Origin of the sequence: Clostridium sp. MF28, assembly GCF_002969175.1 — a bacterium.
GTDB lineage: Bacteria > Bacillota > Clostridia > Clostridiales > Clostridiaceae > Clostridium > Clostridium beijerinckii.
Genome location: NZ_CP014331.1, coordinates 6,122,622 through 6,148,198 on the forward strand (window position 1 = coordinate 6,122,622; position 25,577 = coordinate 6,148,198).

The 25,577-nt window shown below is 29.1% G+C and carries 20 protein-coding genes and 3 pseudogenes; 21 read left to right on the plus strand and 2 right to left on the minus strand.

Going from position 1 to position 25,577, the window contains the following annotated elements:
• Nucleotides 1–107: 107 nt before the first annotated feature.
• From AXY43_RS27170 to AXY43_RS27205, 8 genes are all read left to right on the plus strand, one after another.
• Complete coding sequence (locus AXY43_RS27170) at nt 108–2,060, plus strand: glycoside hydrolase family 127 protein (protein WP_105412483.1); 1,953 nt, start codon at nt 108–110, stop codon at nt 2,058–2,060.
• 111 nt (nt 2,061–2,171) lie between these two features.
• Entirely contained in the window at nt 2,172–3,320 is a 1,149-nt protein-coding gene (locus AXY43_RS27175; protein ID WP_243099123.1) for a sn-glycerol-1-phosphate dehydrogenase, read from the plus strand.
• A 27-nt stretch (nt 3,321–3,347) separates the two neighbouring features.
• On the plus strand, nt 3,348–4,139 hold the full coding sequence (locus AXY43_RS27180) for an HAD-IIA family hydrolase (protein ID WP_017209295.1): 792 nt from the start codon (nt 3,348–3,350) through the stop codon (nt 4,137–4,139).
• A 167-nt stretch (nt 4,140–4,306) separates the two neighbouring features.
• Nucleotides 4,307–4,909: an NUDIX hydrolase gene (locus tag AXY43_RS27185; protein WP_017209294.1), complete on the plus strand. Its 603-nt coding sequence runs from the start codon at nt 4,307–4,309 to the stop codon at nt 4,907–4,909.
• Nucleotides 4,910–5,611: 702 nt separating this feature from the next.
• Nucleotides 5,612–6,313, plus strand: a complete 702-nt coding sequence (gene rpiA, locus AXY43_RS27190; protein WP_077869503.1) for a ribose-5-phosphate isomerase RpiA — start codon at nt 5,612–5,614, stop codon at nt 6,311–6,313.
• Nucleotides 6,314–6,354: 41 nt separating this feature from the next.
• A complete protein-coding gene (locus AXY43_RS27195) occupies nt 6,355–6,789 on the plus strand; it encodes a GNAT family N-acetyltransferase (RefSeq protein WP_077869504.1) in 435 nt (144 codons plus the stop codon).
• Between the two features lie 35 nt (nt 6,790–6,824).
• Nucleotides 6,825–7,682, plus strand: coding sequence for an AAA family ATPase (locus AXY43_RS27200; protein ID WP_077869505.1), 858 nt, complete (start codon nt 6,825–6,827; stop codon nt 7,680–7,682).
• A gap of 20 nt (nt 7,683–7,702) precedes the next feature.
• Nucleotides 7,703–7,882: a hypothetical protein gene (locus AXY43_RS27205; RefSeq protein ID WP_023976133.1), complete on the plus strand. Its 180-nt coding sequence runs from the start codon at nt 7,703–7,705 to the stop codon at nt 7,880–7,882.
• Nucleotides 7,883–8,139: 257 nt separating this feature from the next.
• Here the strand turns inward: AXY43_RS27205 and AXY43_RS27210 are convergent, their stop codons facing one another.
• Nucleotides 8,140–8,505, minus strand: a complete 366-nt coding sequence (locus AXY43_RS27210) for a carboxymuconolactone decarboxylase family protein (protein ID WP_023976132.1) — start codon at nt 8,503–8,505, stop codon at nt 8,140–8,142.
• A gap of 79 nt (nt 8,506–8,584) precedes the next feature.
• Here AXY43_RS27210 and AXY43_RS27215 point away from each other — a divergent pair, with 79 nt between their 5' ends.
• On the plus strand, nt 8,585–8,947 hold the full coding sequence (locus AXY43_RS27215; RefSeq protein ID WP_077869506.1) for a MerR family transcriptional regulator: 363 nt from the start codon (nt 8,585–8,587) through the stop codon (nt 8,945–8,947).
• A gap of 50 nt (nt 8,948–8,997) precedes the next feature.
• Complete coding sequence (locus tag AXY43_RS27220; protein ID WP_077869507.1) at nt 8,998–9,519, plus strand: HXXEE domain-containing protein; 522 nt, start codon at nt 8,998–9,000, stop codon at nt 9,517–9,519.
• Between the two features lie 43 nt (nt 9,520–9,562).
• Here the strand turns inward: AXY43_RS27220 and AXY43_RS27225 are convergent, their stop codons facing one another.
• The gene (locus AXY43_RS27225) at nt 9,563–9,976 is read right to left on the minus strand and encodes an Lrp/AsnC family transcriptional regulator (protein WP_012058591.1); all 414 of its coding nucleotides are present in this window, start codon (nt 9,974–9,976) and stop codon (nt 9,563–9,565) included.
• Nucleotides 9,977–10,101: 125 nt separating this feature from the next.
• On the opposite strand from AXY43_RS27225, the gene AXY43_RS27230 reads away from it, so the two are divergent.
• The 11 genes and pseudogenes from AXY43_RS27230 to fsa all read left to right on the plus strand — a co-directional run bounded on the left by AXY43_RS27230 (nt 10,102) and on the right by fsa (nt 24,971).
• On the plus strand, nt 10,102–10,365 hold the full coding sequence (locus tag AXY43_RS27230) for a hypothetical protein (RefSeq protein ID WP_105412484.1): 264 nt from the start codon (nt 10,102–10,104) through the stop codon (nt 10,363–10,365).
• A 478-nt stretch (nt 10,366–10,843) separates the two neighbouring features.
• A complete protein-coding gene (locus AXY43_RS27235; RefSeq protein WP_023976127.1) occupies nt 10,844–11,824 on the plus strand; it encodes a substrate-binding domain-containing protein in 981 nt (326 codons plus the stop codon).
• Nucleotides 11,814–13,310, plus strand: a complete 1,497-nt coding sequence (locus tag AXY43_RS27240; protein WP_023976126.1) for a sensor histidine kinase — start codon at nt 11,814–11,816, stop codon at nt 13,308–13,310. Before AXY43_RS27235 ends, AXY43_RS27240 begins: the two co-directional genes overlap by 11 nt.
• The gene (locus AXY43_RS27245; RefSeq protein ID WP_023976125.1) at nt 13,288–14,628 is read left to right on the plus strand and encodes a response regulator; all 1,341 of its coding nucleotides are present in this window, start codon (nt 13,288–13,290) and stop codon (nt 14,626–14,628) included. Before AXY43_RS27240 ends, AXY43_RS27245 begins: the two co-directional genes overlap by 23 nt.
• A gap of 293 nt (nt 14,629–14,921) precedes the next feature.
• Nucleotides 14,922–16,001: a D-xylose ABC transporter substrate-binding protein gene (gene xylF / locus AXY43_RS27250; RefSeq protein ID WP_012058596.1), complete on the plus strand. Its 1,080-nt coding sequence runs from the start codon at nt 14,922–14,924 to the stop codon at nt 15,999–16,001.
• 64 nt (nt 16,002–16,065) lie between these two features.
• Nucleotides 16,066–17,643 (plus strand): xylose ABC transporter ATP-binding protein, encoded by a 1,578-nt coding sequence (locus AXY43_RS27255; RefSeq protein ID WP_012058597.1) that lies wholly within the window; start codon nt 16,066–16,068, stop codon nt 17,641–17,643.
• A gap of 1 nt (nt 17,644) precedes the next feature.
• Nucleotides 17,645–18,814 carry a sugar ABC transporter permease gene (locus AXY43_RS27260; protein WP_012058598.1) on the plus strand — a complete coding sequence of 390 codons (1,170 nt, stop codon included), beginning with the start codon at nt 17,645–17,647 and terminating at the stop codon, nt 18,812–18,814.
• Between the two features lie 537 nt (nt 18,815–19,351).
• Nucleotides 19,352–20,677 carry a xylose isomerase gene (gene xylA, locus AXY43_RS27265; protein ID WP_023976124.1) on the plus strand — a complete coding sequence of 442 codons (1,326 nt, stop codon included), beginning with the start codon at nt 19,352–19,354 and terminating at the stop codon, nt 20,675–20,677.
• 459 nt (nt 20,678–21,136) lie between these two features.
• Nucleotides 21,137–22,640, plus strand: a pseudogene (xylB, locus tag AXY43_RS27270) (xylulokinase).
• A gap of 190 nt (nt 22,641–22,830) precedes the next feature.
• Nucleotides 22,831–23,980, plus strand: a pseudogene (locus AXY43_RS28695) (ROK family transcriptional regulator).
• 345 nt (nt 23,981–24,325) lie between these two features.
• A pseudogene (gene fsa / locus AXY43_RS27280) lies at nt 24,326–24,971 on the plus strand (fructose-6-phosphate aldolase).
• The last annotated feature ends 606 nt before the right edge of the window (nt 24,972–25,577 follow it).

The following is a 25,577-nucleotide window of genomic DNA, read 5'->3' on the forward strand; positions in this document are numbered from 1 at the left end:
GTGATATGCTTAAATAATAGCATTTGTATTTTAGAGGAATGAATAAAATAGTTTTTGATAATTATAATAAATTAACCACCCATAAATAAATTTAGGAGGAATTAATAATGAACTCAAATACTTTTAGTAAACCTTTGCAAATAAATCATATAAATGTAAAGGATAATTTTTGGAAGAAAATGATGGAGCTAGCAAGAACTCATGTGATTCCTTATCAATGGGAAGCATTGAATGATAGAATAGAAGGTGCGGAGCCAAGTTATTGTATGCAAAATTTTAAGATTGCAGCTGGGATGATGGAAGGTGAATTTAAAGGTTTTGTATTTCAAGATAGTGATTTTGCAAAATGGATAGAAGCGGTTGGATATTCTCTTATGTGGAATAAGGATGAAGGACTTGAAAAAATTGCAGATGGAGCAATCGATATTGTCTGTGCAGCACAGCAGCCAGATGGATACCTAGATACTTATTACATTATAAACGGATTAGATAAAAGATGGACAAACTTACGTGATAATCATGAATTGTATTGTTTAGGTCATTTGATTGAAGGGGCAGTAGCTTATTATGAGGCAACGGGAAAAGATAAGTTATTAAATGCAATCGTAAAATATGTAGACTATGTGGATACTATATTTGGACCAGAAGATGGCAAATTGCATGGATATCCAGGTCATGAAGTAATTGAATTGGCTTTAATTAAACTGTACAAAATAAAAAAAGATAAAAAATATCTAAATTTAGCAAAATACTTTATAGATGAAAGAGGCAAATCACCATTATATTTTGAAGAAGAGGGGAAAAAGTACAATAATAAGTTCTGGTGGGAAGATAGTTACTTTAAATATCAATATTATCAAGCAGGTAAACCAGTAAAAGAGCAGGAAGTTGCAGAAGGGCATGCTGTAAGAGCTGTATATTTATATTCAGGAATGGCTGATGTAGCAAGAGAAACAAATGACGATGAGCTGCTAGAAGCTTGCAAGCGATTATGGAGTAATATGACTAAAAAGCAAATGTATATAACAGGTGGAATCGGATCATCACAATATGGAGAAGCATTTACTTGTGATTATGATTTGCCTAATGATACTATTTATGCTGAAACTTGTGCGTCTATTGGATTAGTTTTTTTTGCAAGAAGAATGCTTGAAATTGAACCTAAATCACAATATGCAGATATAATGGAGAAAGCCTTATACAACGGAATTATAAGCGGAATGTCAATTGATGGAACTAAGTTTTTCTATGTAAATCCATTAGAGGTAGTTCCAGAGGCTTCTGAAAAAGATCATTTGAGAGCACATGTAAAAGTTGAACGTCAAAAATGGTTTGGGTGTGCATGCTGTCCGCCAAATCTAGCAAGACTTTTGACTTCTATAGGAAGTTATGCATATACATTAAGAGATGATACAATATTTATGCATTTATACATGGGAGGAGAAATATCAGCTAATTTCTCCGGAAAGAGTGTAGAATTTAATATTAAAACAAACTATCCATGGGATGAGAGTATAGACATTAATTTAAACATGAAGGAAGAAGCTGAATTTGAATTTGCATTAAGAATTCCTGAATGGTGTAGAAATTATGAAATAAAAGTTAATGAAGAAAAGATAAATTTCAGTATAATCGATGGGTATGCGTATATAAATAGAAAATGGAAAGATGCTGATAAAATTAACATTTTATTTAAGATGCCTGTAGAAATAATTAGAGCAAATATAAATGTAAGGGAAGACATGGGAAAAGTTGCTGTAATGAGGGGACCAGTTGTTTATTGCCTAGAGGAAGAAGACAATGGACCTGATCTGCACAGAGTTTATTTAAATAGTAATCCTAAATTTACTTATGAATATGACAAAGATTTCTTAGGTGGCGCAATAGTACTTGAAAGTGATGGACTAGTAGTTAAAGAGCAAGATTGTGATAAAGATAAGTTATATGTATATGACTCTAAAATTGAATTTAATGAAAAGAAGTTGAAATGGATTCCATATTATTTATGGGCGAACAGAACACCAGGAGAAATGATAGTGTGGGTAAGAAAATGTATTTAGTTCAATAAAGCTTAAAATTAAGTAACTTGTACGCTGTTTATGCAGATGAATATAGTATATAATTTTAAATGAACCTAAAGCAAAAAGCATAAACGTAGGAGGTACTTAATTTTGAATGAAATTTTGACTAAAACAATAGAAGAAATGGCGGATATGGAATTTGACTGTGGCTGCGGCAAAAAACATAGAATAGACATAAAACATATCTATGTTGGAGAAAATGTATATAATAGAATTCTAGATGTCGCAAAAGAAATTTTACCAAAAGAAATCTTATTGGTCAGTGATAATAATACTTATAAAGCACTTGGCAAGTGTGTAGAAAATGAACTTACTGAATCAGGTTATAAGGTAGATAATATTATATTAGTTAGTGATGGAGATTTAATTCCAGATGAAAAAGCAATTGGACGAGTATTGGTTGAAGTAAATAATGAAACAGAGCTTATAGTTGCTGTGGGATCTGGAAGTATTAATGATATATGTAGAATAATAAGTGCAAAAATTCATATTCCTTATGTTATAATGGGAACAGCTCCATCAATGGATGGATATGCATCAACAGTATCACCTCTAATTATTGATGGAGCAAAGGTAACATATCCAGGGACTAATCCATATGCTATTATAGCTGATTCAAATATTATGAAAGATGCTCCATTTGAGATGATATGCGCTGGATTTGGTGATATACTAGGAAAATATACAGCACTTTCTGATTGGAGACTATCTAATACGATTCTTGACGAATATTTTTGTGATACAACAGAAAAGCTAGTAAGGAATGCTATGTATAAATGTTTTGAAAATATAGAAGGAGCTGTTAAGAGAGATGTTAAAGCAATAGAATATATATCAGAAGCACTTATACTATCAGGAATAGCAATGACTCTTTCTGGAAATTCAAGACCAGCGTCAGGAGCAGAACACCATCTTTCTCATTATTGGGAAATTGATAAGCTTTCAAGAAAATTAGAACATCCTTTGCATGGCAATTCAGTTGGAGTTGGCACAGTAATATCGGCATGGGTGTATAAAAAACTTAATATTGAAGAAAGGTTTGGGATAGAGACTCCTGTGCCAGAAATAATAATAAATTTATTAAATTCTATTGGAGCTAAGTCTAATCCAAAGGCGTTAGGAATTGAAAAAGAATTATTTCATAGGAGTGTAATTCATGCCCTTGAAATCAGACCTAGATATACGATTTTGCAATATGCAAAAACTGAAAATATGTTAGAAGAATATGCAATGAATTAACGAATTTATTTTACGGAGAATGATAATATGCTAAAAGATAAAAAATTATTTTTATTAGATATTGATGGTACAATAGCTTTAGATACAACATTAATCGATGGTACATTAGAATTTATGGATTATGTTTTAAGTATAGGTGGTAAATATATATTTATAACAAATAATTCAACAAAAAGTATAGAAGATTATATTATGAAGTTTGATGACTTTGGAATTAAAGTTGATAAAACAAGTTTTGTAACATCATCTTATGCAACCGCAATATATCTAAAAGAAGTATATAAAGATAAAAAAATATTTGTTCTTGGAACAAAATCATTTATTAAAGAACTAAAAAGATTTGAGCTTAATATTACAGAAGATAAAGATGAAGATATTGTTTGTGCAGTAGTAGGATTTGATAATGAATTAAATTATAAAAAGATAGAGGATATATGTGAATTACTATCAACAAGAGATATTGATTATATAGCTACTAATCCAGATCTTGTTTGTCCGACTAGCTTTGGTTTTGTACCAGACTGTGGATCAATATGTGAAATGATTGAAAATGCAGTAAAAAGACAACCTTTATACATTGGAAAGCCTAATAAAACGATAGTGGAAATGTGTCTAGAACAAACTGGATTTACAAAGGAGCAAACTTTAGTTATAGGGGATAGATTATATACAGACATTGCCTGCGGTATTAATGGTGGTGTTGATACAGCTGTAGTGTTCACTGGAGAAGCAACAAAGGAAGATTTGAAAGATACAGAATTTAGACCAACATATAGCTTTAGTACAATCAAAGAGTTATATGAAAAGTTAGCTTTTTAATATACTTTTAGTAAGGCAAGGATTACAAGCTGTTAAGAATGAAATTCAAACTTTGTTTTTAGCAGCTTTTTTATAATGTTTAGAAGAATATAATTTTCATATCGCTAAGATAATGATTTTGATATAATATTTTTATAACATAACTAGATAGGAGGAGATTATAGGATATGAATTTAGAATATATTATGAATAAGTTAAAAGATGAGAAACCATATATTAATGGCTGGAAAAGAATGAGAAGGTCAGCTATAATTATTCCACTAGTTGAGATTGATAATGAAGTACATGTATTATTTGAAGTTAGGTCTAAAAAATTAAGGAGTCAGCCAGGAGATATATGTTTTCCGGGTGGGAAGATAGATGGAAATGAATCTCCTAAGGAAGCTGCACTTAGAGAAATATCCGAAGAACTTGGCGTAAAAAGCATTAATATAGTAAATGAATTAGATACTATAGTAAGGTATGATGGTATAATAATTCATCCGTATGTAGGAATTATTAAAGATCTTGATGAAATAAAGATAAGTGAAGATGAGGTTGATCATGTGTTTTATGTACCGTTATCCTATCTTTTAGATAATAAGCCTCGTGTATATAATAATAAAATAAATATTGAGAGAGATAAAGAATTTCCATATGATTTAATTGTTAATAGGGAAAACTATAAATTTAGAGAAGCTAATTATAGATCTTTATTTTATAAATATGAAACTTATAATATATGGGGAATCACAGCTGAGATGCTACAAGATTTTTTGGAAAATTTGTAACTAACCATAAAAAATGAATCATTTCTATCAATATCATAACAATTCCCATAAAAATTAGTTTTTTTACTCTAAACATTGCAGGAATAGCTATATTGCTTGGAAATATGTATAAAAAGGAATTAACAAAAGAAGTCTAGAGCTGAGAGTAAAATCTTGGCTCTTTTTTCATACCTAGAAATAGAATTAGGGGGGAAATAAGATTGGATTAAGTAGTAAGCTACAGACAAATACATTAATGGATTATAGAGAATTATAGGGTTTTAAGATGATAATTAAAAATTATATTATTGTACAGCATTAATATGGGGGCGGTTTAGTAAGGAGAAAAATTAAATATAAGTGGAATGAAAGTCGCGAGTATTATTAGATAGTGATAAATTTATTTATATTTAATGAAAATAATTGTAAGGAAATGATATAATTTACATAAAGCGAAACGAAATTATAATTTGTATGATAGGTTGGATTAACAATTTGTTGGTAAATGAAATTCTCTGATACCATGATTTAAACGATAAGAATATATGTGTAATATTTAAGTCAAAAGAATCAAAGCTATTTTACGGCAATATTTACGAGTCGTGAATATTGAAAAATGTGTAGTGGGAAAAATATTATATAAATGATATTCAAGAAAAAACAAATTTATACAGATAGAGAATTTAAAGTAGGAATAGAATTATAAAATCTTTGGAGGTAAGTATGGATCAAAAAAGAGTTGCAGGAGAAAAATCAGCAGAATATATAAAAGATGGGATGATATTAGGATTGGGAACAGGCTCGACAGCTTATTACATGATTAAAAAAGTTGGAGAATTGATTAAAAATGGAATGAAGATAAAAGCTGTAGCAACATCAAAAAGTACTGAGAGTTTAGCAAGAGAACTTAAGATCCCTTTATTATCAATTGATGAAGTTGATAAGATTGATTTAGCAATTGATGGCGTAGACGAAATAGATAATGAATTTAATGCTATTAAAGGTGGTGGTGGAGCCTTATTTAGAGAAAAAATTGTGGCGAGTTTGGCTAATGAAGTTATATGGATTATGGATGAAAGTAAATTAGTTGATGGTATTGGAGAATTTCCTTTACCAGTTGAAATATTACCATATGGATACAAACATGTAATTAAAGAATTACAGGATTATTCATTAAATCCCAAAATAAGAATGAAGGAAGAAGAGATTTTTGTAACTGATAATGGTAACTATATAGTTGATTTGCATATAGGAAAGCCAATGAACATTAATGATGTTTATAATAAAGTTAATAAAATAACTGGAGTACTAGAAACTGGATTATTTATTAATATGTGTGATCGTATTATCATTGGAACAAGTAGTGGCACCAAGATTATTAATAATAGCAACAGTCAAAATGTGAAGATGGAGCAATTTAGATAGATATTATCTCATCTTAGAATGTATGCAGGGGGGATGATCACATGATAAGGGAAATAATAAATGAAGATTTTAATGGATTAATGCAATTATATATGCAACTTCATGGTGAATCTATGCCAGGAAAAACACCAGAAATAATGGAAGTATGGAATAGAATTTTGGAAGATAAAGAACATCATATTATTATTGCAGAGGAAGAAGGAAAGATAGTGTCTTCGTGTGTTTGTGTCATAATACCAAATTTGACACACAATCAACGACCATATGCATTTATTGAAAATGTAGTGACTGATAAACATTATAGAAATAAAGGATTAGCAACAGCTTGTTTGAACTACGCAAAAGAAATAGCACTTAAAGAGAAGTGTTATAAATTAATGCTATTAACTGGCTCTAAAAAAGATAGTACGCTAAACTTCTATGAACAAGCAGGATATAATCAAAATGATAAGACCGCTTTTATACAGTGGATATAATATAAATTGCAATTTATCTGAGAAGGAGAAAAGAGATGGTTTATTTGAATTATTTTACATTCCCTAATGAGGATATGGAATTTGACTTTTTCATGAAGGTAAAAAGAACCTGTTATGACTCGTTTTATCCGTTTAAGGTATTGTCACAACATGGTCTTAAAAGAATTGATTTTGAACCAGTTACTATTCTGTATGGAGGAAATGGTTCTGGAAAATCAACAGCGTTAAATGTTATAGCAGAAAAAATAGGAGTAAGCCGTGATTCTATCTATAATAAATCTAATTTTTTTCCTGATTATGTCAATATGTGTGATATATATGTTGAAACAGATATTCCTAAAAATAGTAAGATTATTACTAGTGATGATGTATTTGATTATATCCTAAATATTCGTAGTATAAATGAAGGAATTGACATAAAGAGAGAAAAGCTTTTTGAAGAATATTTGGAGTCTAAATATTCTCGATTCCAAATGAAGTCGATGGCAGATTATGAACAATTAAAAAAAGTAAATACTGCTAGGAGTAAAACACAATCAAAATTTGTGAGAAATAGATTAATGGATAATTTCAGAGAATATTCAAATGGAGAAAGCGCATTTATATATTTTACTGAAAAAATTGATGAGAATGGACTATATATATTGGATGAACCTGAAAATAGTCTTTCGCCAAAACGTCAAATGGAATTAATGAATTTTATTGAGGATTCCGCACGGTTTTTAAGATGTCAGTTTATTATATCAACGCACTCACCATTTATACTTGCTATGAAAGGCGCGAAAATATATGATCTCGATGAAAATCCTGTTGATGTAAAACGGTGGACAGAATTGGAAAATGTACGTACATATTATGACTTTTTCAAAATGCATGAAAAAGAGTTTAAATAATAAAAGATGGGAGTGTTAGAGTGAATAAAGAATTTTTAGAATCTGAAAGATTATTTTTGAAGCCCGTATCTTTTGATGTTAAGCATATCTTAACGAAAGCAGTTCCAATGGCAACTGAACGTATAAATTCATTAATGGAGATGGGCTATAAGCCAATTAACAAAAAATTCATTATATATGATGATTATTACTGTAGATAAATTTAATATTAAAAACAATATAAAGAATAATATAAAACTTATTTTTTTAGAATTTAGGCATAATCAAAAAATAAGAAGTCCATCTGCCAAGCCTATTTTTTACCATCCTGCGTCAGTAAATTACCCTAATAGAGACCTGCTATGAGACTAATTTGCTTCCTCGCCTGATGAGAAATAATCATAACATTTTGGACTTGCTATTTTCTTTAATATGCCTTAAAATTATAAAAATTCTGAGCTCTTAATTAATTATAAAATTAATTATTGAAAATCTCCTTTGCAACCGCTACAGCATTTAATACCTTTGGAAAGCCGACATATGGAATGCATTGTAAGAATACTTCTACTATTTCTTCTTTAGAGATCCCAACGTTTAATGCTCCATTAATATGAACTTTTAATTGGTTTTCGCACCCTCCTAGTGTAGTAAGAGCAGATAAAGTAACAAGTTCCCTTTGTTTTAAATCAAATGTTGGCCTTGTATAAATATCTCCAAAAGCAAATTCAATAATGTATTTTCCAAGGTCTGGAGCTATATCCTTAAGTGATTCTATTACAGCTGTTCCAGCGTTTCCATCAACCTCGTTAAGTTTATTTAGCCCTTTTTCATATCTATTTTCCATAATTGTAATACCTCCTACTTTTTGATAATATTATCATATATGCTGGAGTTAACTCCATGTCAAGAGGTAGGTGATTATTTTGAATTATTATATAGGAGAGTTTTCTGAAAAAATTGGTTTGAGCATTGATACACTAAGATATTATGAAAAGCTTGGTCTGATTTATCCTGAAAGAGATGAAGCTAACAAAAGAGTATATTCTGAAAAAGATATTGAGTGGCTAAAATTTATAATCCGATTAAAGGAAATAAATATGCCAATTAAGCAGATACAATACTATTCTAAATTGAGATATGATGGCGATGATACAATTAAGGAAAGATTAGAATTACTTGAAGAACAAATGGACAGGTTAAATATTGAAAAAAGAAAAATTGAAGAAAATATAATACACTTGGATAAAAAGATTAGTATATATAAGGAAATGATAGATAAAAAATAACTAATGTCTGTTAATCTAATTTTTATGAAATAATATATGGGAGGATTGAAATGAGCAATATGAAAGCAATTATATGGTTTTTTCCTATGCTATTTATAATCCATGATTTTGAAGAAATAATTTTTATCCAATCATGGATAAATAAAAATAGGTATTATTTATCTGAAAAGTTTCCAAAGTTATCAAAAAAGTTATTGCCTCATTTCGATAATATTACAACAGCATCTTTTGCTTTTGGGGTTGCTGAAGAATTTATTTTAATTATCATAATTACTATTATTTCGTACAAAGCAAATTGGTTTAATTTATGGATTGGCCTATTTATTGCTTTTACCACACATTTAATAATACATTGTTTTCAAGCATTAATAATAAGAAAATATGTTCCAGCAATTGTTACAAGCATTATCTTTTTGCCAATTTGTATTTATATTATTAAAAGTATAGCCAAAGTGTATACATCAAATATTATTATTTCATATTCTGTTTTGGGATTCATAATTATGTTAGTGAATTTATATATTGCTCACAAATGTATGGACTTATTTTCCAAACAGTTATTTAGGTATTAGAAATTTAAATTTAAATTAACTATTACAACATATATAATAGTTATTACTTTATTGTTGAGGTAGATAAACTTAATCTGTAGGTACCATATTCCATGATTTTATCAAGTAATAAATTAATTTCATCCATATTAGAGCATATGACTTTAAGCAAATAGCAGCCATCTCCACTAATCCTATGTGCCTCAGTTATAATTGTATTTTCTTTAATAAATTTTGTTAATTTATCATGTTGTGTGGTTTTCATGAAAATAGTAATAAATGCAGTAATGTTTTTGCCCAGCATAGAATTATTAATGCATACAGTATACTGTGTTATTATACCTAAATCCTGAAGTCGTATAATTCTATTGGATACTCCTTGAGGGGTTAGGTGTACATGCTCGCCAATTTCCTTAAGTGGTATTTTTGAATTAATCAATAGTATGTCTAAAATCTTCAAATCTATTTCATCAAACATAGAGCCTAAAATCCTTTCATTTTTAAAGAGAAACTAACGAATCTCTTTCACATTTCAACCTTAATTTAAGATACTATTAGTATAACAAATATAAGTAGATCAGCAAATGTAAAGGTGGAATGAAAATGAAAAAAGCATTGCTAGTAATTGATGTGCAAAATGAATATTTTACAGGTAAACTAAAAGTAACTTATCCTAATAATAGCTTTGATAATATATTGAAGGTAATGGATTATGCAAAAGAGAATACTACAGGAACTATAGATGTAAATAATGAAGTGGGTTCTATAAGTAGTAAAGATCTTCATAAAGCTACTTTAATTGCTCAAAGTTTAAAATTTAGTAATGTAATAAGTACTATGGAATGGATGAAATTATCTAAAATTTAATTTTGCATAGTACTCATATTATAAATAGAATATAGATTATATCTATAAATGATGCTAGGGTTAAAAGTAGCTTTTTTTGTTACTTCTAACCCTATTATTTTTCTAGCTAGAAAAGTATAAATGTTTAGCCTTCAAAAATGTTTATATATTTGAGGATTATAGAATGGTCAAAGTTCAGCTAATTAAGTATTTGTAGTTATTTTAGTCTCTTTATTTAAAGAATCTTATATTGTCTACATAAAATTATAAATGTGAAAGTGAGCAGCAAAAGATTTGAAAATTTACTAAAGAAGCTATTTTATAATTTTAATAAATGTTTATTTATGATATTGTTATTTTATCTCTTATGAAAAGCTATACAAAAATATATTGACTTAGAAAAAGAACAAATATAGAATAACATTATTAAAGGACATTTTAAAAGTGGTTTTATAATATTATTTATTTCATTAATTTTATTAAAAAGGAGATCTTAGTAATGAAATTCTTAAAGAGCGTTTTGGTCATTATACTTATTGCTCTTTTTTTAGGGAGTAATTTATATTTTATTAACTTATTAAGGGACAAGAAAGTAGAAAAGGAACCGATAAAACCTAAGATAGTGCTGATTTCTCATATAAAGACTAATCCATATTGGCTTGATATAAAAGCTGGCGCAGAAAGAGCTGCTAAAGAAAGAGGTGCAGTGGTTGAATTTTTAGGACCTACAACTGCAAGTACTGAAGATGGGCTAAAACTTTTTGATATGGCTACATCAGCAAAGGTGAGTGGTATAATAACATATGTACAAGAAGAAGGACAATATAAAAAGAAAATTAATAGCGCAATGGAGAAAGGTATTCCAGTAGTTACAATAGATTCAGATGAAGAAGATAGCAATAGAATAGCCTATGTTGGTACAGATAATGTTTTAGCTGGACAAGTTGCCGGAAAGGAAATGGTCAAGCAAATAGGAACGTCTGGAAATGTAGCAATAGTAATGGGAGGAAAAAACGTAAAGAATCAGAAAGAAAGGGTAGAAGGCTTTACAGAATATATAAAATCGAATTCTAACTTGAAAATTGTAGATACAGATTCATCGGATGCGATGCTTCTTGAGGCAGAAATCATAACAAGAAAAATATTAAATAGAAATGATAACATAAATGCTTTATTTTGTACCTCAGCTCTTGACGGAATAGGCGCTGCAAGAGCAGTAAAAGATTTAAATTATAAGGATAGGGTAAAAATTATATGTTTTGATGATTTGGATGATACTTTAAGCAATATTAGAAATGGACTAGTTTCAGCAACAATAGTGCAGAAAAGTAATGAAATGGGTTATAGGGCAGTTAATATTATTATGGACAAAATTGAAGGAAAATCAAATAAGTTTTCAAAATCACTAATCGATGTGAATGTAATTAATAATAGTAATATATGGAGCTATAAGCGAGGAGATGATAAAATTGAAAACTAAGAGTTTAAATAGTAAATTTATAATGTTTGTTATATGCTTAATTATTCCTATATGTATATGCAATATAATATCCCTAGCGATGAGCAAAAAAATCGAGGATGGGTATGTTAATATGCTTAACAATATGCTCATTACTAATGAAATTAAGCAGCATGTTGATAGCTCTTTAGATAATTTTAATCAATATATATTGAATGGAACCCCGAGTAAAAAAGAAAGTTATAATAATGAGGTGATTCTTGCAAAACAAAAAATTGGTAAGCTTAAGAAAAATTCTGATGATGTAAATCAATATATTTTGAGAGATTTAGATAATACTGTAGATTCTTATATAGAAAGTTCTAAAAATACAATATCTGCGTATGAAAATAAGGAGGGATACATTTTTTACTATGATGATTTTGTAGCAGCCAAGAATATTGCATCATATTGTGATGCATATGCATCTACTTTAATGCAAAATTTTCTAGAGGCTAATAGTATAGCATATAAAGAACTAAATAGAAATAGCAGCGTAATATATATAGGACTAGCTACATATCTTATATTAATTTTAGCTTTATGTGTAGTTTATGCATTAACATTTATAAGACATATATCTAAGGGCTTAAAGGGTATGGTTGAAATATCAAACAAAGTATCAAAAGGTCAATTTGAATATTATGAAGGTAACAAAACCGACATTTATGAGTTAGATATTTTAACAAAAACATTTAATACCATGATTACAGATATAAAAAATCTTATTAGCTCCCTTAATGGGAAGATCGTATTAGAAAAAAAATTAAAAGAGGAGGAGATGAAAAATCTAAAATATGAGAATGCTTTAAAAGAATTTGATTTAAAGGTATTACAGTCTCAAATAAACCCACATTTCTTATTTAATACTCTAAATTGTATAAACGCGACAGCAATAATGGAAAATGCGATAACTACAAGTAAATTAATTAAATCAGTATCTAATATTTTAAGATATTCTTTAAGAAGTATGAGTACAAATGCACTATTAGAAGATGAAATAAAGATTGTAAAGGATTATATTTATATTCAGGAGTGCAGGTTTGATGATAGGGTAAAATTTAATCTAAGTACAAATATGGATATGAAAAAAGTTAAAGTTCCTGGAATGACAATACAACCATTAGTAGAAAATGCATTTATACATGGGATTGAAGGGAAAGAAGATGGTGGATATATAAATATATATATTGATGAGGAAAATGGTGAGTGTAATGTTTTAATTGAAGATAATGGTGTTGGCATTTCTAAAGAAGTTTTGGATAAGATTAATAATTATAATTATGATGCAAAACATACAGGGCATACAACAGGCCTTGGAATAAATATAGTAGAAAAGAGGCTTAGATATTTATATAACAAGAAAAATATGTTTAAAGTAGAAAGTGAAGAAGGCAAAGGGACTAAAGTTTATTTGAAAATACCTATAATGGGGGATGAGAATAATGATGAAAATATTAATTGCTGATGATGAAAAGTATGATAGGGAGACCGTTAAACATATAATAAAAGAGAATTTTTTAGGAGAGTTAGAAATATACGAAGCCAAAAATGGGAGAGAAGCAATTGAACTATCTGAAAGTATCAGACCAGATATAGTTATTATTGATATAAAAATGCCAGGAATTGATGGAATACAGGCATTGAAAGAAATGACAGCAACTTTACCAAATTTATATAGCATAATTTTGACAGCATACGATTATTTTGATTTTGCATTAGAAGCTGTAAAAATAAATGTGAAAGAATATCTTCTAAAACCGTTTACTAAGGAAGAGATTATAGAAAAAATTGCTGTGGGAATTAAATGGGTGAAAAAAGAACAGGAGAAAAGAAAAAGTGAAATTAAAGATAAAGAGAAAATATATACTTTATTGCCTGTGCTTGAAAATCAATTAAGTGATCTAATAATTAATGATAAACTTAAAGGCGTTGATTATGGAATGTATCTGCAATGTTTAGATATGAGTTTTATGAATAGCTATGCAATGGTTATTTCAATAAAAGACAAATATGCTTATAAAGATATTAGTAGGGTTGAAAGAGATCAAATTAGGATTAAGATAGGAGAATATGTTAAAGAATATATAAACAGAAGATATAAATGCATAGGAAATTATGTATTTTATGAAGAATTAACGTATTTTATACAAATAGATAATGAGGAAACTGAAGATTTTAAAAGTTTAGAAATTGACCTTGCATTTAATTTGAGAAGAGAAATAAAAAAGAGATTCAATATTTCAATAAGAGCAGGTCTTGGAGAAATATTTGATTCAGTAGAGCAAATTGTGGAATCTTATAGACAAGCTATGAAGTGTTTAGTATACAACTCAGACAATGTAAATATTATTTATATTGATGATATAGAAGGAAAATTGATGAATGATAGTTTTTCAGTCGGGATATCAGGGGATACAAAGTTAGGTAAAAATAAAAATTCAAATAAAATAAAGATGAAACTATTTGAAAGTGTAAAACAATTTATTAGAGAAAATATTGAAACAGAATTAGAACTAGAGAAGGTAGCAAGCAATTTTGGATTAAGTGTCTATTATTTTAGTAGGACATTTAAAGAAGTAACCGGCATTAATTTTTCGGAATATGTGAATAAATGCAGAATAGATGTTGCAAAGGAATTACTTTCAACTGGAGAAATGAATGTGAAAGAGGTTTGCTACAAAGTAGGATACAATGATCCTAATTATTTCAGCAAAGTATTTAAGAAATATGAAGGTGTCAGTCCTGCAAATTTTAAAGGAAATATGGAAGAAAAGATTTTTTAAAATCAATTAGCGAAAGATATGTTACTTATTATTCAGGAATTTTTTAATTTATAAAAAGCAATATATTACTAACAACATATCACAACAATAAAAAAGTCCAGACTATTTCTTATATTTAGATATTAGTCTGGATTTTCTTTATGTTTTGAATTATTTACTAGTAAAAATTTGCTGTAAAAAGATAGCAATATAAGATTATAAATTAGCAAACCAGTCTATTTGAAACGTTTACTATAACGGATATAATTAAAACTGTAAAAGAGATCTATAATTAAAAAAAAGGGGAGAAAAAGATGAAATCTAAAAAAATGATTAAATTATTAGGTTTGGCACTAAGTGGGGTACTAATATTTTCAGCATTGACAGGATGTGGAGCTAAAAAAGATGCACAAACATCTAGCAATGGAAATAAGAAAATAAAAATTGGTGTAAGTATGGACGACCTAAGACTTGAAAGATGGCAGCATGATAAGGAAATCTTTGAAGAAGAAGCTAAGAAACTTGGAGCAGATGTTGTTTTCCAATCTGCAAATGGGGATGATCCAACACAAATGTCACAAGCTGAGAATCTTATATCTCAAGGGGTAGATGTCTTAGTTGTAATACCACATAACGGTGAATCAATAGCACCAATTGTAGAAGAAGCTCACCAAAATAAAATAAAAGTATTGGCTTATGATAGATTGATTACAAATAGTGACTTAGATTACTATGTATCTTTTGATAATGTAAAGGTTGGAGAATTACAAGCTAAAGCTATCGTGGATAAAACTCCAAAAGGAAATTATTTCATGATGGGAGGATCTCCAACAGACAATAATGCAAAATTATTTAGACAAGGACAAATGAACATAATAAAACCTTATGTAGATAAGGGCGATATAAAACTAGTAGGGGATCAATGGGTAAAAGATTGGTCAGCAGAGGAAGCATTAAAGATAATGGAAAATGCTTTGACAGCAAATAATAACAAACTTGATGCTGTAGTTGCATCAAATGATAGTACAGCAGGTGGTGCTATTCAAGCATTACAAGCACAAAGCTTAGCAGGAAAAATTACAATCTCTGGACAAGATGCAGATTTAGCTGGTTGCCAAAGAGTTGTTGAAGGAACTCAAACAATGACAATATACAAACCTATAAAAGATATTGCTGCAAAAGCAGCTGAAATGGCTGTAAAGATGGCTAAGGGTGAAGATGTTGAAACAGGCGGTACTGTAACTAACAATGGTAAAAAAGATGTACCTTCAGTATTACTTACTCCGATAGCAGTTACAGCAGATAACATGAAAGATACTGTAATTAAAGATGGTTTCCAAAAGTTTGATGATGTATATAAAAATGTACCAGAAGACAAAAGACCAAGCAAATAAATAAGAATATTGGAGTCTGAAGATATTGTGTCAGACTCCAATATAGAAAGGAGATAAGCATTTCATGAGTGAGTATATTTTAGAAATGAGAGATATAGTCAAAGAATTCTTTGGAGTAAAGGCATTAGATGGAGTAACTTTAAAAGTTAAAAAAGGAGAAATCCATGCTCTTTGTGGTGAAAATGGAGCTGGAAAATCCACACTGATGAAAGTTTTGAGCGGAGAGCATCCTGCTGGGTCTTACTCTGGAAAAATAATTTTTGAAGGAAAAGAATTAAGCCAAACAAGTATAAAAGATTCTGAAAGTGTTGGTATTGCAATTATTCATCAGGAATTAGCACTTATAAAACAATTATCTATAGCAGAAAATATTTTTTTAGGAAATGAAATTGGCGCACGTGGACTAGTAAATTTTAGTGAACAGTTAAATAAGACAAATGAATTATTAAATAGGGTTAAGCTGAATGTTAATCCGCTTACTAGAGCGGGGGATCTTGGAATTGGACATCAGCAATTAGTTGAAATTGCAAAAGCTCTATCTAAAAATGCAAAACTATTGATTCTTGACGAACCTTCTGCCTCTTTAAGCGAAGGTGAAGTAGAAGTGTTAATGGGAATATTAGATGATTTAAGAAGAGATGGAGTAACATGTATTTATATTTCTCACAAACTTAATGAGGTTACAAGAATATGTGACAATGTTACTGTAATTAGAGATGGCTCAACAATAGGACAAGTTCCTATTAGTGAGATAGATCAAGATAAGCTAGTACAAATGATGGTTGGAAGAGAAATGAAAAATCTATTCCCTAGAGAAGAACATAAAATAGGTGAAGAATTTTTTGAGATAAAGAATTTTAACGTTTTAGATCCATTTAATAAGAACATAAAAAGAGTAAAAAATGCGAGTTTTACCTTAAGACGTGGGGAGATACTTGGAATTTCAGGCTTAGTAGGTTCAGGTAGAACAGAAATGGTGGCAAGCATATATGGAAGTTTCCAAGGTCAAAAGAGCGGTGAAGTATATTTTGAGGGTAAAAAAATTGACATAAAAAATCCAAATGATGCTTTAAGCAAAGGAATAGCTATGGTTCCAGAAGATAGAAAAAAAGATGGAATAATTGCGGGTATGAGTGTAGCTAAAAATATGACAATGAGTAATTTAGTGAAATATAAAAGGCCATTAAACGTAATAGATAAAGATAAGGAAATGATGGATGTTTTAAAATTTATTGATGAAATAAAAATAAAGACTGCATCAACTGAATTAGCAATAAAAAATCTAAGTGGTGGAAATCAACAAAAAGTAATACTAGCAAAAAATCTTCTTGCTGAACCTAAAATATTAATATTAGATGAACCTACTAGAGGAATTGATGTTGGAGCTAAGTATGAAATTTATAAGTTAATATTTAAGCTAGCTAAACAAGGAATATCTATAATAATGGTTTCATCAGAACTTCCAGAAGTACTTGGAATTAGTGATAGGGTTCTAGTAATGAATGAAGGGGAAATAAAGGCAAGTCTTGAGAATAATGGGTTAACTCAGGAGATGATCATGAATTATTCTGTAGGAAAGAAAAATGAAGAAGTTAGTGAGAGTTATAGCGAAGAAACTAAAACTTCTGTAGGAGGAATATAAGATGCAATTAAGTAAAAGTACAAGTTCAGAAAAAGAAAAGAAATTAGGTTTAGGGGTTATATTTAAATCTAAGATGGCAGCAATATTAATAGCAACAGCAGCAATATGGGTTTTGTTCACGTTTTTAACAGATGGAAATTTTTTGACAACAAGAAATTTATCAAATTTATTTAGACAAATGTCAATTACTGGTGTACTTGCAATAGGCATGGTTTTTGTAATCATTTTAGGTGAAATAGATCTTTCAGCAGGATCAACTTTAGGTTTACTTGGAGGAATTGCAGCAATATTAAATGTTTGGTTTGGTTTTTCAGCTATCCCAACAGTGGTAATAACATTAATACTTGGAGTTATTATGGGAGCTTGGAATGGATATTGGATAGCCTTTAGAAATGTGCCATCATTTATAGTTACTTTAGCAAGTATGCTTGTTTTTAGAGGTGTATTAATAGGAATTACAGGTGGTAATACTGTTGCACCATTAACAGCAGATTTCAAAGCTATAGGACAAGCGTATTTACCAACAGTTGTAGGTTATATATTAGTAGTGCTAGCAATTGTAGGTTCAGCATATTTAATATTAGGAAATAGAAAGAATAAGATTAAATATAATATTGAAGTTAGACCAATGGCTTTAGATGTACTTACAATAGTAGGAATTGGAGTTATATCATTAGTTCTAGTGTTAATTCTTAATGACTATCAAGGATTTCCTATACCAGTTTTCATTATGTTACTTTTAGCTTTAATATTAGCATTTGTAGGAACAAAGACTATATTTGGTAGAAGAATATATGGAATTGGTGGAAATAGAGATGCAGCAAGATTATCTGGTATAAACGTAAAAAAACATATTATTGTTATATATTCAGTACTTGGATTACTTTGCGCAGTTGCTGGAATATTACTTACATCAAGATTAAATGCAGGATCAGTTTCAGCTGGTCAAAATGCAGAAATGGATGCAATTGCATCATGTGTTATCGGAGGAGCAAGTTTAGCAGGTGGTAGTGGTACAGTTGCTGGAGCATTAGTTGGTGCACTTGTAATGGCTAGTATAGATAACGGTATGAGTATGATGAATACTCCAACATTCTGGCAATACATCGTTAAAGGTTTAATATTACTAATAGCAGTATGGATGGATATATCATCTAAAAACAAGAAATAATTCTTTGAAAATGATTATATAATCTTAATTAAAACTTTATATAAATTAGTGACGAAAAATCATTTGAATAACAGCAGGCTATAATTAATATTGTCTGCTGTTATCTGTATATATGGTATATTAATTCTATATTTTGTTTAACATAAAAAGGTATGAAACGGACATAATTATAATGAATTATTTTATTAAAAAATAACATGAAAATGTACTCAGAAAACTATTGACTATATAAAAAAAAGAAAGTATTATAAGCTTATAAAACAACATTTAAAAAGTTATTTCAAAATATATTTTAAGTAGTGAATATCAAAAGAATAAGTACTTTGACTTACTTTAATAATTATTTTGATTAAAGCTTGTTATACAAAATAAAATTCAGAATATTCATTAAAATCAAACAAATTTGATTTATATATAAGGGCTAGTTATTACTAACGTTGGCTTTTATAAATAGATAGATAAATGGCTTAATAAGTTATTACGCTATTTACTAGAAAAAATTTATATTTAATATAGTAAAAATGAGGAGGGTATCATATGAGAGAATACTTTGAAAATGTTTCGAAAATAAATTACGAGGGGGCAAATTCTAAAAATCCATATTCATTTAAATATTATAATCCAGACGAAATTATTGGGGATAAAGCAATGAAAGAACATTTAAGATTTGCCTTATCTTATTGGCACACATTAACAGCTACAGGAGCAGATCCGTTTGGTGTTGGGACTATGATTCGTCCATGGGACAGCGAAACTAATGAAATGGATTTAGCTAAAGCAAGAATGGAAGCAGCATTTGAATTAATGGATAAGCTAAACATAGAATATTTCTGCTTCCATGATAGAGATATAGCACCAGAAGGAAAAACATTACAAGAAACTAATAAAAATTTAGATGAAATAGTTGCGTTGTGTAAAAGTTTAATGAAAAAGTATAATAAAAAACTTTTATGGGGAACAGCTAACTGTTTTACTAATCCAAGGTATGTTCATGGTGCAGGTACTAGCTGTAATGCGGATGTATTTGCTTATGCAGCAGCACAAATTAAAAAAGCAATTGAAATAACAAAGGAGCTAGATGGAGAAAACTATGTTTTTTGGGGTGGACGTGAAGGATATGAAACTCTATTAAATACAGATATGGGCTTAGAATTAGATAACTTTGCTAGATTACTTCAAATGGCTGTTGATTATGCTAAAGAAATAGGATTTACAGGACAATTTTTAATAGAGCCAAAGCCAAAGGAACCAACAAAGCACCAATATGATTTTGATACAGCAACAGTTTTAGGATTCCTTAAAAATTATAACCTTGATAAGTATTTTAAAGTTAACATTGAAGCAAATCATGCTACTTTGGCACAACACACATTCCAACATGAACTTCATTTTGCAAGAATCAATAATTTCTTAGGCAGCATAGATGCTAATCAAGGAGATCCGTTACTTGGATGGGATACAGATCAGTTCCCAACAAATATATATGATGCTACATTAGCTATGTATGAAATCCTTAAAAATGGAGGGATTGCACCAGGTGGTGTTAACTTTGATTCTAAAGTTAGAAGGGCATCATTTGAAAAAGAAGATTTATTCTTAGCTTATATAGCAGGAATGGATACATTTGCTAAAGGATTGAGAGTTGCTTATAAACTTTTAGAAAATGGTGATTTGGAAGACTTTATAAAAGAAAAATATTCAAGCTTTACACAAGGAATAGGTAAAGAAATTGTTGAAGGAAAAGTTGGCTTTAAAGAATTAGAAGCATATGCGTTAAACAATAACCCTATAATAAATAAATCTGGAAGACAAGAGTTGTTAGAATCTATAGTTAATCAATATATATTTGAGGATCATAAATAAATAATATATCATATAGATTTATTCATCTCACCAAAATAAGAAGCATGCTTTTATTCCGACTTGTACGGGATTTTATGGATGATTCTAAGATTAGAAGTTGTATCCAAAGGCTAGCCTTAAAGGTAAGCTCTATGTAAATACATTTGAAAAAACTTCTAACTTGTAAATTTATAGTTAAAAGAACTTCTTGTAATATTTTTTAGTATTATTATTGCAAGAAGTTCCTTTTTATTTGAGACTCTATTTGACTAGATATTTTATAATAAGTGTAACTTTCTAAATACAAAAATAACTAGTAAAATAAAAAATGAAAATGTATTCAAAAAACTATTGACCGCGATGAAAAAGGGAAGTATAATAAACTTATTAAAATACATTTAAAAAGTTATTTAAAAAAATGAGTAAAAAGTTTGTAATTATGTTAATTTAGAAAAGATATATAACTTAGGAGGTTTATTAATGAGATATTTATTAGGATTGGATATTGGAACATCAGGAACAAAGACAGCTCTTTTTGATGAAAATGGAACTACAATAAAAACTGCAACTTATGGATATGATTTATTCCAACCACAGGTAGGATGGGCAGAACAAGATCCAGAAGATTGGTGGCAGGCATGTGTAAAGGGAATAAAAGATGTTATTGAAAAAAGTGGTGTACAAGCTTCTGATATTAAAGGTATTGGATTAAGTGGCCAAATGCATGGGCTTGTTATGGTAGATAAAGATCTTAATGTAATTAGAAATTCTATAATCTGGTGTGATCAAAGAACAGAAAAAGAATGTGATTACATGACAGAAGTAATCGGAAAAGAAAGACTAATTAAGATCACTGGTAATCCTGCATTAACTGGATTTACTCTTTCAAAATTATTGTGGGTTAGAAATAATGAACCAGAAAACTATAATAAAATTTACAAAATACTTCTTCCAAAAGATTATATTAGACTTAAATTGACTAATGTTTTTGCAACAGAAGTTTCAGATGCTAGTGGTATGCAAATGTTAGATATAAATACTAGAAACTGGAGCGAAGAATTACTTAATGAGTTAAATATAGATAAAAACATATTAGCAGATGTTTATGAATCAGTAGTTGTTAGTGGAAAAGTTACAGAGGAAGTTGCAAAATTAACAAACTTAGCAGTAGATACACCAGTTGTTGGCGGTGCTGGAGACCAAGCAGCAGGAGCAATAGGAAATGGAATAGTAAGAGAAGGAATAATATCAACAACAATAGGTACTTCAGGAGTAGTATTTGCGGCAACTGATACACCTAGATTTGATAAAGAAGGAAGAGTTCATACTTTGTGTCATGCAGTACCAGGTAAGTGGCATATAATGGGTGTTACTCAAGGAGCTGGTCTATCATTGAACTGGTTTAAAAGAACATTCTGCGCTAAAGAAGTTGAAGAAAGCGAGAAATTAGGAAGAGATATCTATGATTTATTAACTGAAAAAGCAGCAAAATCAAAACCTGGTTCTAATGGAATTGTTTACTTACCATATCTTATGGGAGAAAGAACACCTCATATAGACCCTAATGTAAAAGGTGCATTTTTAGGAGTATCACTAATAAATAACCATGATGATTTTGTACGTAGTATATTAGAAGGTGTTAGCTTTAGTTTGAAAAACTGCCTTGATTTAATCGAAGACATGAATGTAAACATTGATGAAATAAGAGTAAGTGGCGGTGGAGCAGAAAGTGCTGTATGGAGACAAATATTAGCTGATATTTTCCAATATTCATTAACTACAGTTAAAGCATCTGAAGGTGGTGCGCTTGGAGTTGCAATACTAGCAGGGGTTGGAGCAGGAATCTATGATTCTGTAGAAGATGCTTGTGATAGAATCGTAAAAGGAAAACAAGAAAGTTTCTCCAAATGAAGAATTAAAAGAAGTATACTCAAAAGTATATGAAACATATAATTCAGCTTATCCAAGAATAAAAGATATTTAAATATATTAAAGATATAAATCAATCATCTTAGTTAAGTAATTGTATAATTAATTAAGGGTGTGTAGTAGTAATCGAATTTTAGCAAAAAAATCATATAGTTTTTTAAATACTTTAACAAAAATAATAATAGTGATATTATTTAAGAAAAAGCTACTATTACTGATAATAGTCGAGAGGAGTATTTTAAAGTTTGATAGAAGTAAATCACAGTAAAATAAAAGAAACTAACAGAAAAAAGATAATAGCATTATTATTAAAGAAAAATGAGATCACCAAATTAGATATATCTAGAATATTAGATATAAGTATAACAACAGTTTCTACAAATATTACAGAATTGAAAAGCGAAGGTATTGTAGAAGATGTAAGATCGTTGGAATCTACAGGAGGAAGAAAAGCAATTGCTATTAAATTGAATGAAAACTGTAGATATTCAATTGGAGTAAGCACTAACACCGAATCATATAAAGATATCATTAGTAAATATAAAGAAAAAAGTTATTGAAAGTATGCGAGTTAGACATAATAGTGATGGAATAGAGAACATAATAAATTTACTTAATGAAAATATAGATTTGTTAATGAAGAAATATAATTTATGCTCTGCAAATTTATTAGGAATAGGGATTTCATTACCTGGAACCGTAGATTTTAAAGAAGGCATAATAAAGTATTCATATTTGTTAGGCGCCAAAGATTTTAATTTAAAGGAAAAGTTCGAATACTTAGACATTCCAGTATATGTAGATAATGAAGCAAATTTATCTGCTTACTACGAGTTTTTTAAATAAAAGAGATATACTAAGAAATCTATTATATGTATCAATAACAGAAGGTTTAGGCCTCGGTATAATAATAAATGGAAAAATTTACAGAGGTGACAATAACTCATCAGGAGAATTAGGTCATACTAAGATAGCAATTGATGGAAAAAAATGTAAGTGTGGAGCTAGAGGCTGTTTAGAAGCATACACATCTATGAATTCTCTGATTGATAGTTATAATGAAGCTAATAGTTCAAATATTAGTGATATTGATGAATTTGAAGAAAGATATAATCAAAATGACAAAGATGCTCATGATGTATTAAATGATTATTTAAAAACATTGTCTTTAGGTCTATCGAATTTGGTTATGATATTTGATCCTAGCAGCATAGTAATAGGTGGAGATATAAATAATTTACTTAATGATAAGATAGATATGCTAAAAAAGAGGTTTATAAAGATAACTTATTTACAAATGAAAATAATTGCAGTATAAGTATTGCAAGTTTTAAAGAATCTTATCTACTAGGAGCTGCTATGATGCCTATAGAAGAATTCTTAGAAATTAAATAATGGAGTGGTGAAAGCTGCTCTATTAATTTAAAAACTTATTAAATAAATTTTTAAAATATATTTTTAAAGTTATGTAAGCATAGCTATATTAAGGGGAGTCTTAATCTTTGATTGGAACTCCAGATTAACAAGCCTTTTATATAAAACTAAATATCTATTTATTTCATATTAGATTTATGTTCTTGATTTTTGATTGGAACTCCGAATTAAGAGCAAATTTCTTATGTGTTATTAAATAAATTTTTACATAAAGGTGAGTCTTAAGTAAGAAATTAAAATTTCTTATTTGAGATAACCTTATATATTAAATGATTTTTAATTAAACAAAGAGGAGATGTTAATAAAATGAGATTTTTCTTAGACACAGCAAATGTGGAACACATTAAAGAAGCAAATGAAATGGGAGTAATATGTGGTGTAACAACAAATCCATCATTAATAGCAAAAGAAGGAAGAGACTTCAATGAAGTAATAAAAGAAATTACAGAAATAGTTGATGGACCAATAAGTGGAGAAGTTGTAAGTGAAGATGCTGAAGGAATGATAAAAGAAGGAAGAGAAATTGCAGCAATTCATAAGAATATGATAGTAAAGATTCCAATGACAGCTGAAGGTTTAAAGGCAACTAAAGTATTAGCTAGTGAAGGAATTAAAACAAATGTAACATTAATATTCTCAGCAACACAAGCTTACTTGCAGCAAATGCAGGAGCAACATATGTAAGCCCATTCCTTGGAAGAGTAGATGACATCTCAATGATAGGTATGGATTTAGTTAGAGATATAGCAGAAATATTTGCAGTTCATGGAATAGAAACAGAAATAATAGCAGCAAGCGTAAGAAATCCAATTCATGTAATAGAAGCAGCAAAAGCAGGCGCAGATATATCAACAGTGCCTTATAGTTTAGTAATGCAAATGTAAAACACCCATTAACAGATCAAGGATTAGAAAGATTTAAAGCAGACTGGGCAGCAGCATTTGGAAAATAGATTGCCGAAATAAGAAACATATTTTGGTTCCGGTTCCTAAGAAATTTTGTGAGTGCTTCTAAGATTTAAGTTGTGCCCAAAATGCTTGGCCTCAAAGGTAAGCGCTCACAGAGAAAGTTCGAGAACCCAAATAAAATTTGGACTCTCACTTTTTGAACAAGCACATTTGAATAACTTATAATCAAAAGCATAAACACAATTTCTAATGAACACTCCACAAATATGTTACTTATTTCTAGTGCAGACATATTTCGAAAATGGAAGAGTAATTTAGAGATATGATGGCTAGATTCTGAAATTAGGAAGGCATAAATGTTTATGGATAAATATTTTGATATAACGCTTTCGCAAAAGCATGACCATCATTTCTGTTTTAGTTATATTTAAATGGTAAAAATATATATTCTTAAGAATATAAGAATATAAGAAGTAAGAATTTAAGAATATAGGAATTTAAGAATTTATAAATGAAAACATAAAACAATTTCAAAAGATGTGGTAAAATAGGCACCTTTTGAAAAGATAATGAAGGATAGCTAAGATTATTTCAGTTTGAAATGAATTCGAAGCGCAGCATGGAACTTAATTAGCACAACTAATAACTTA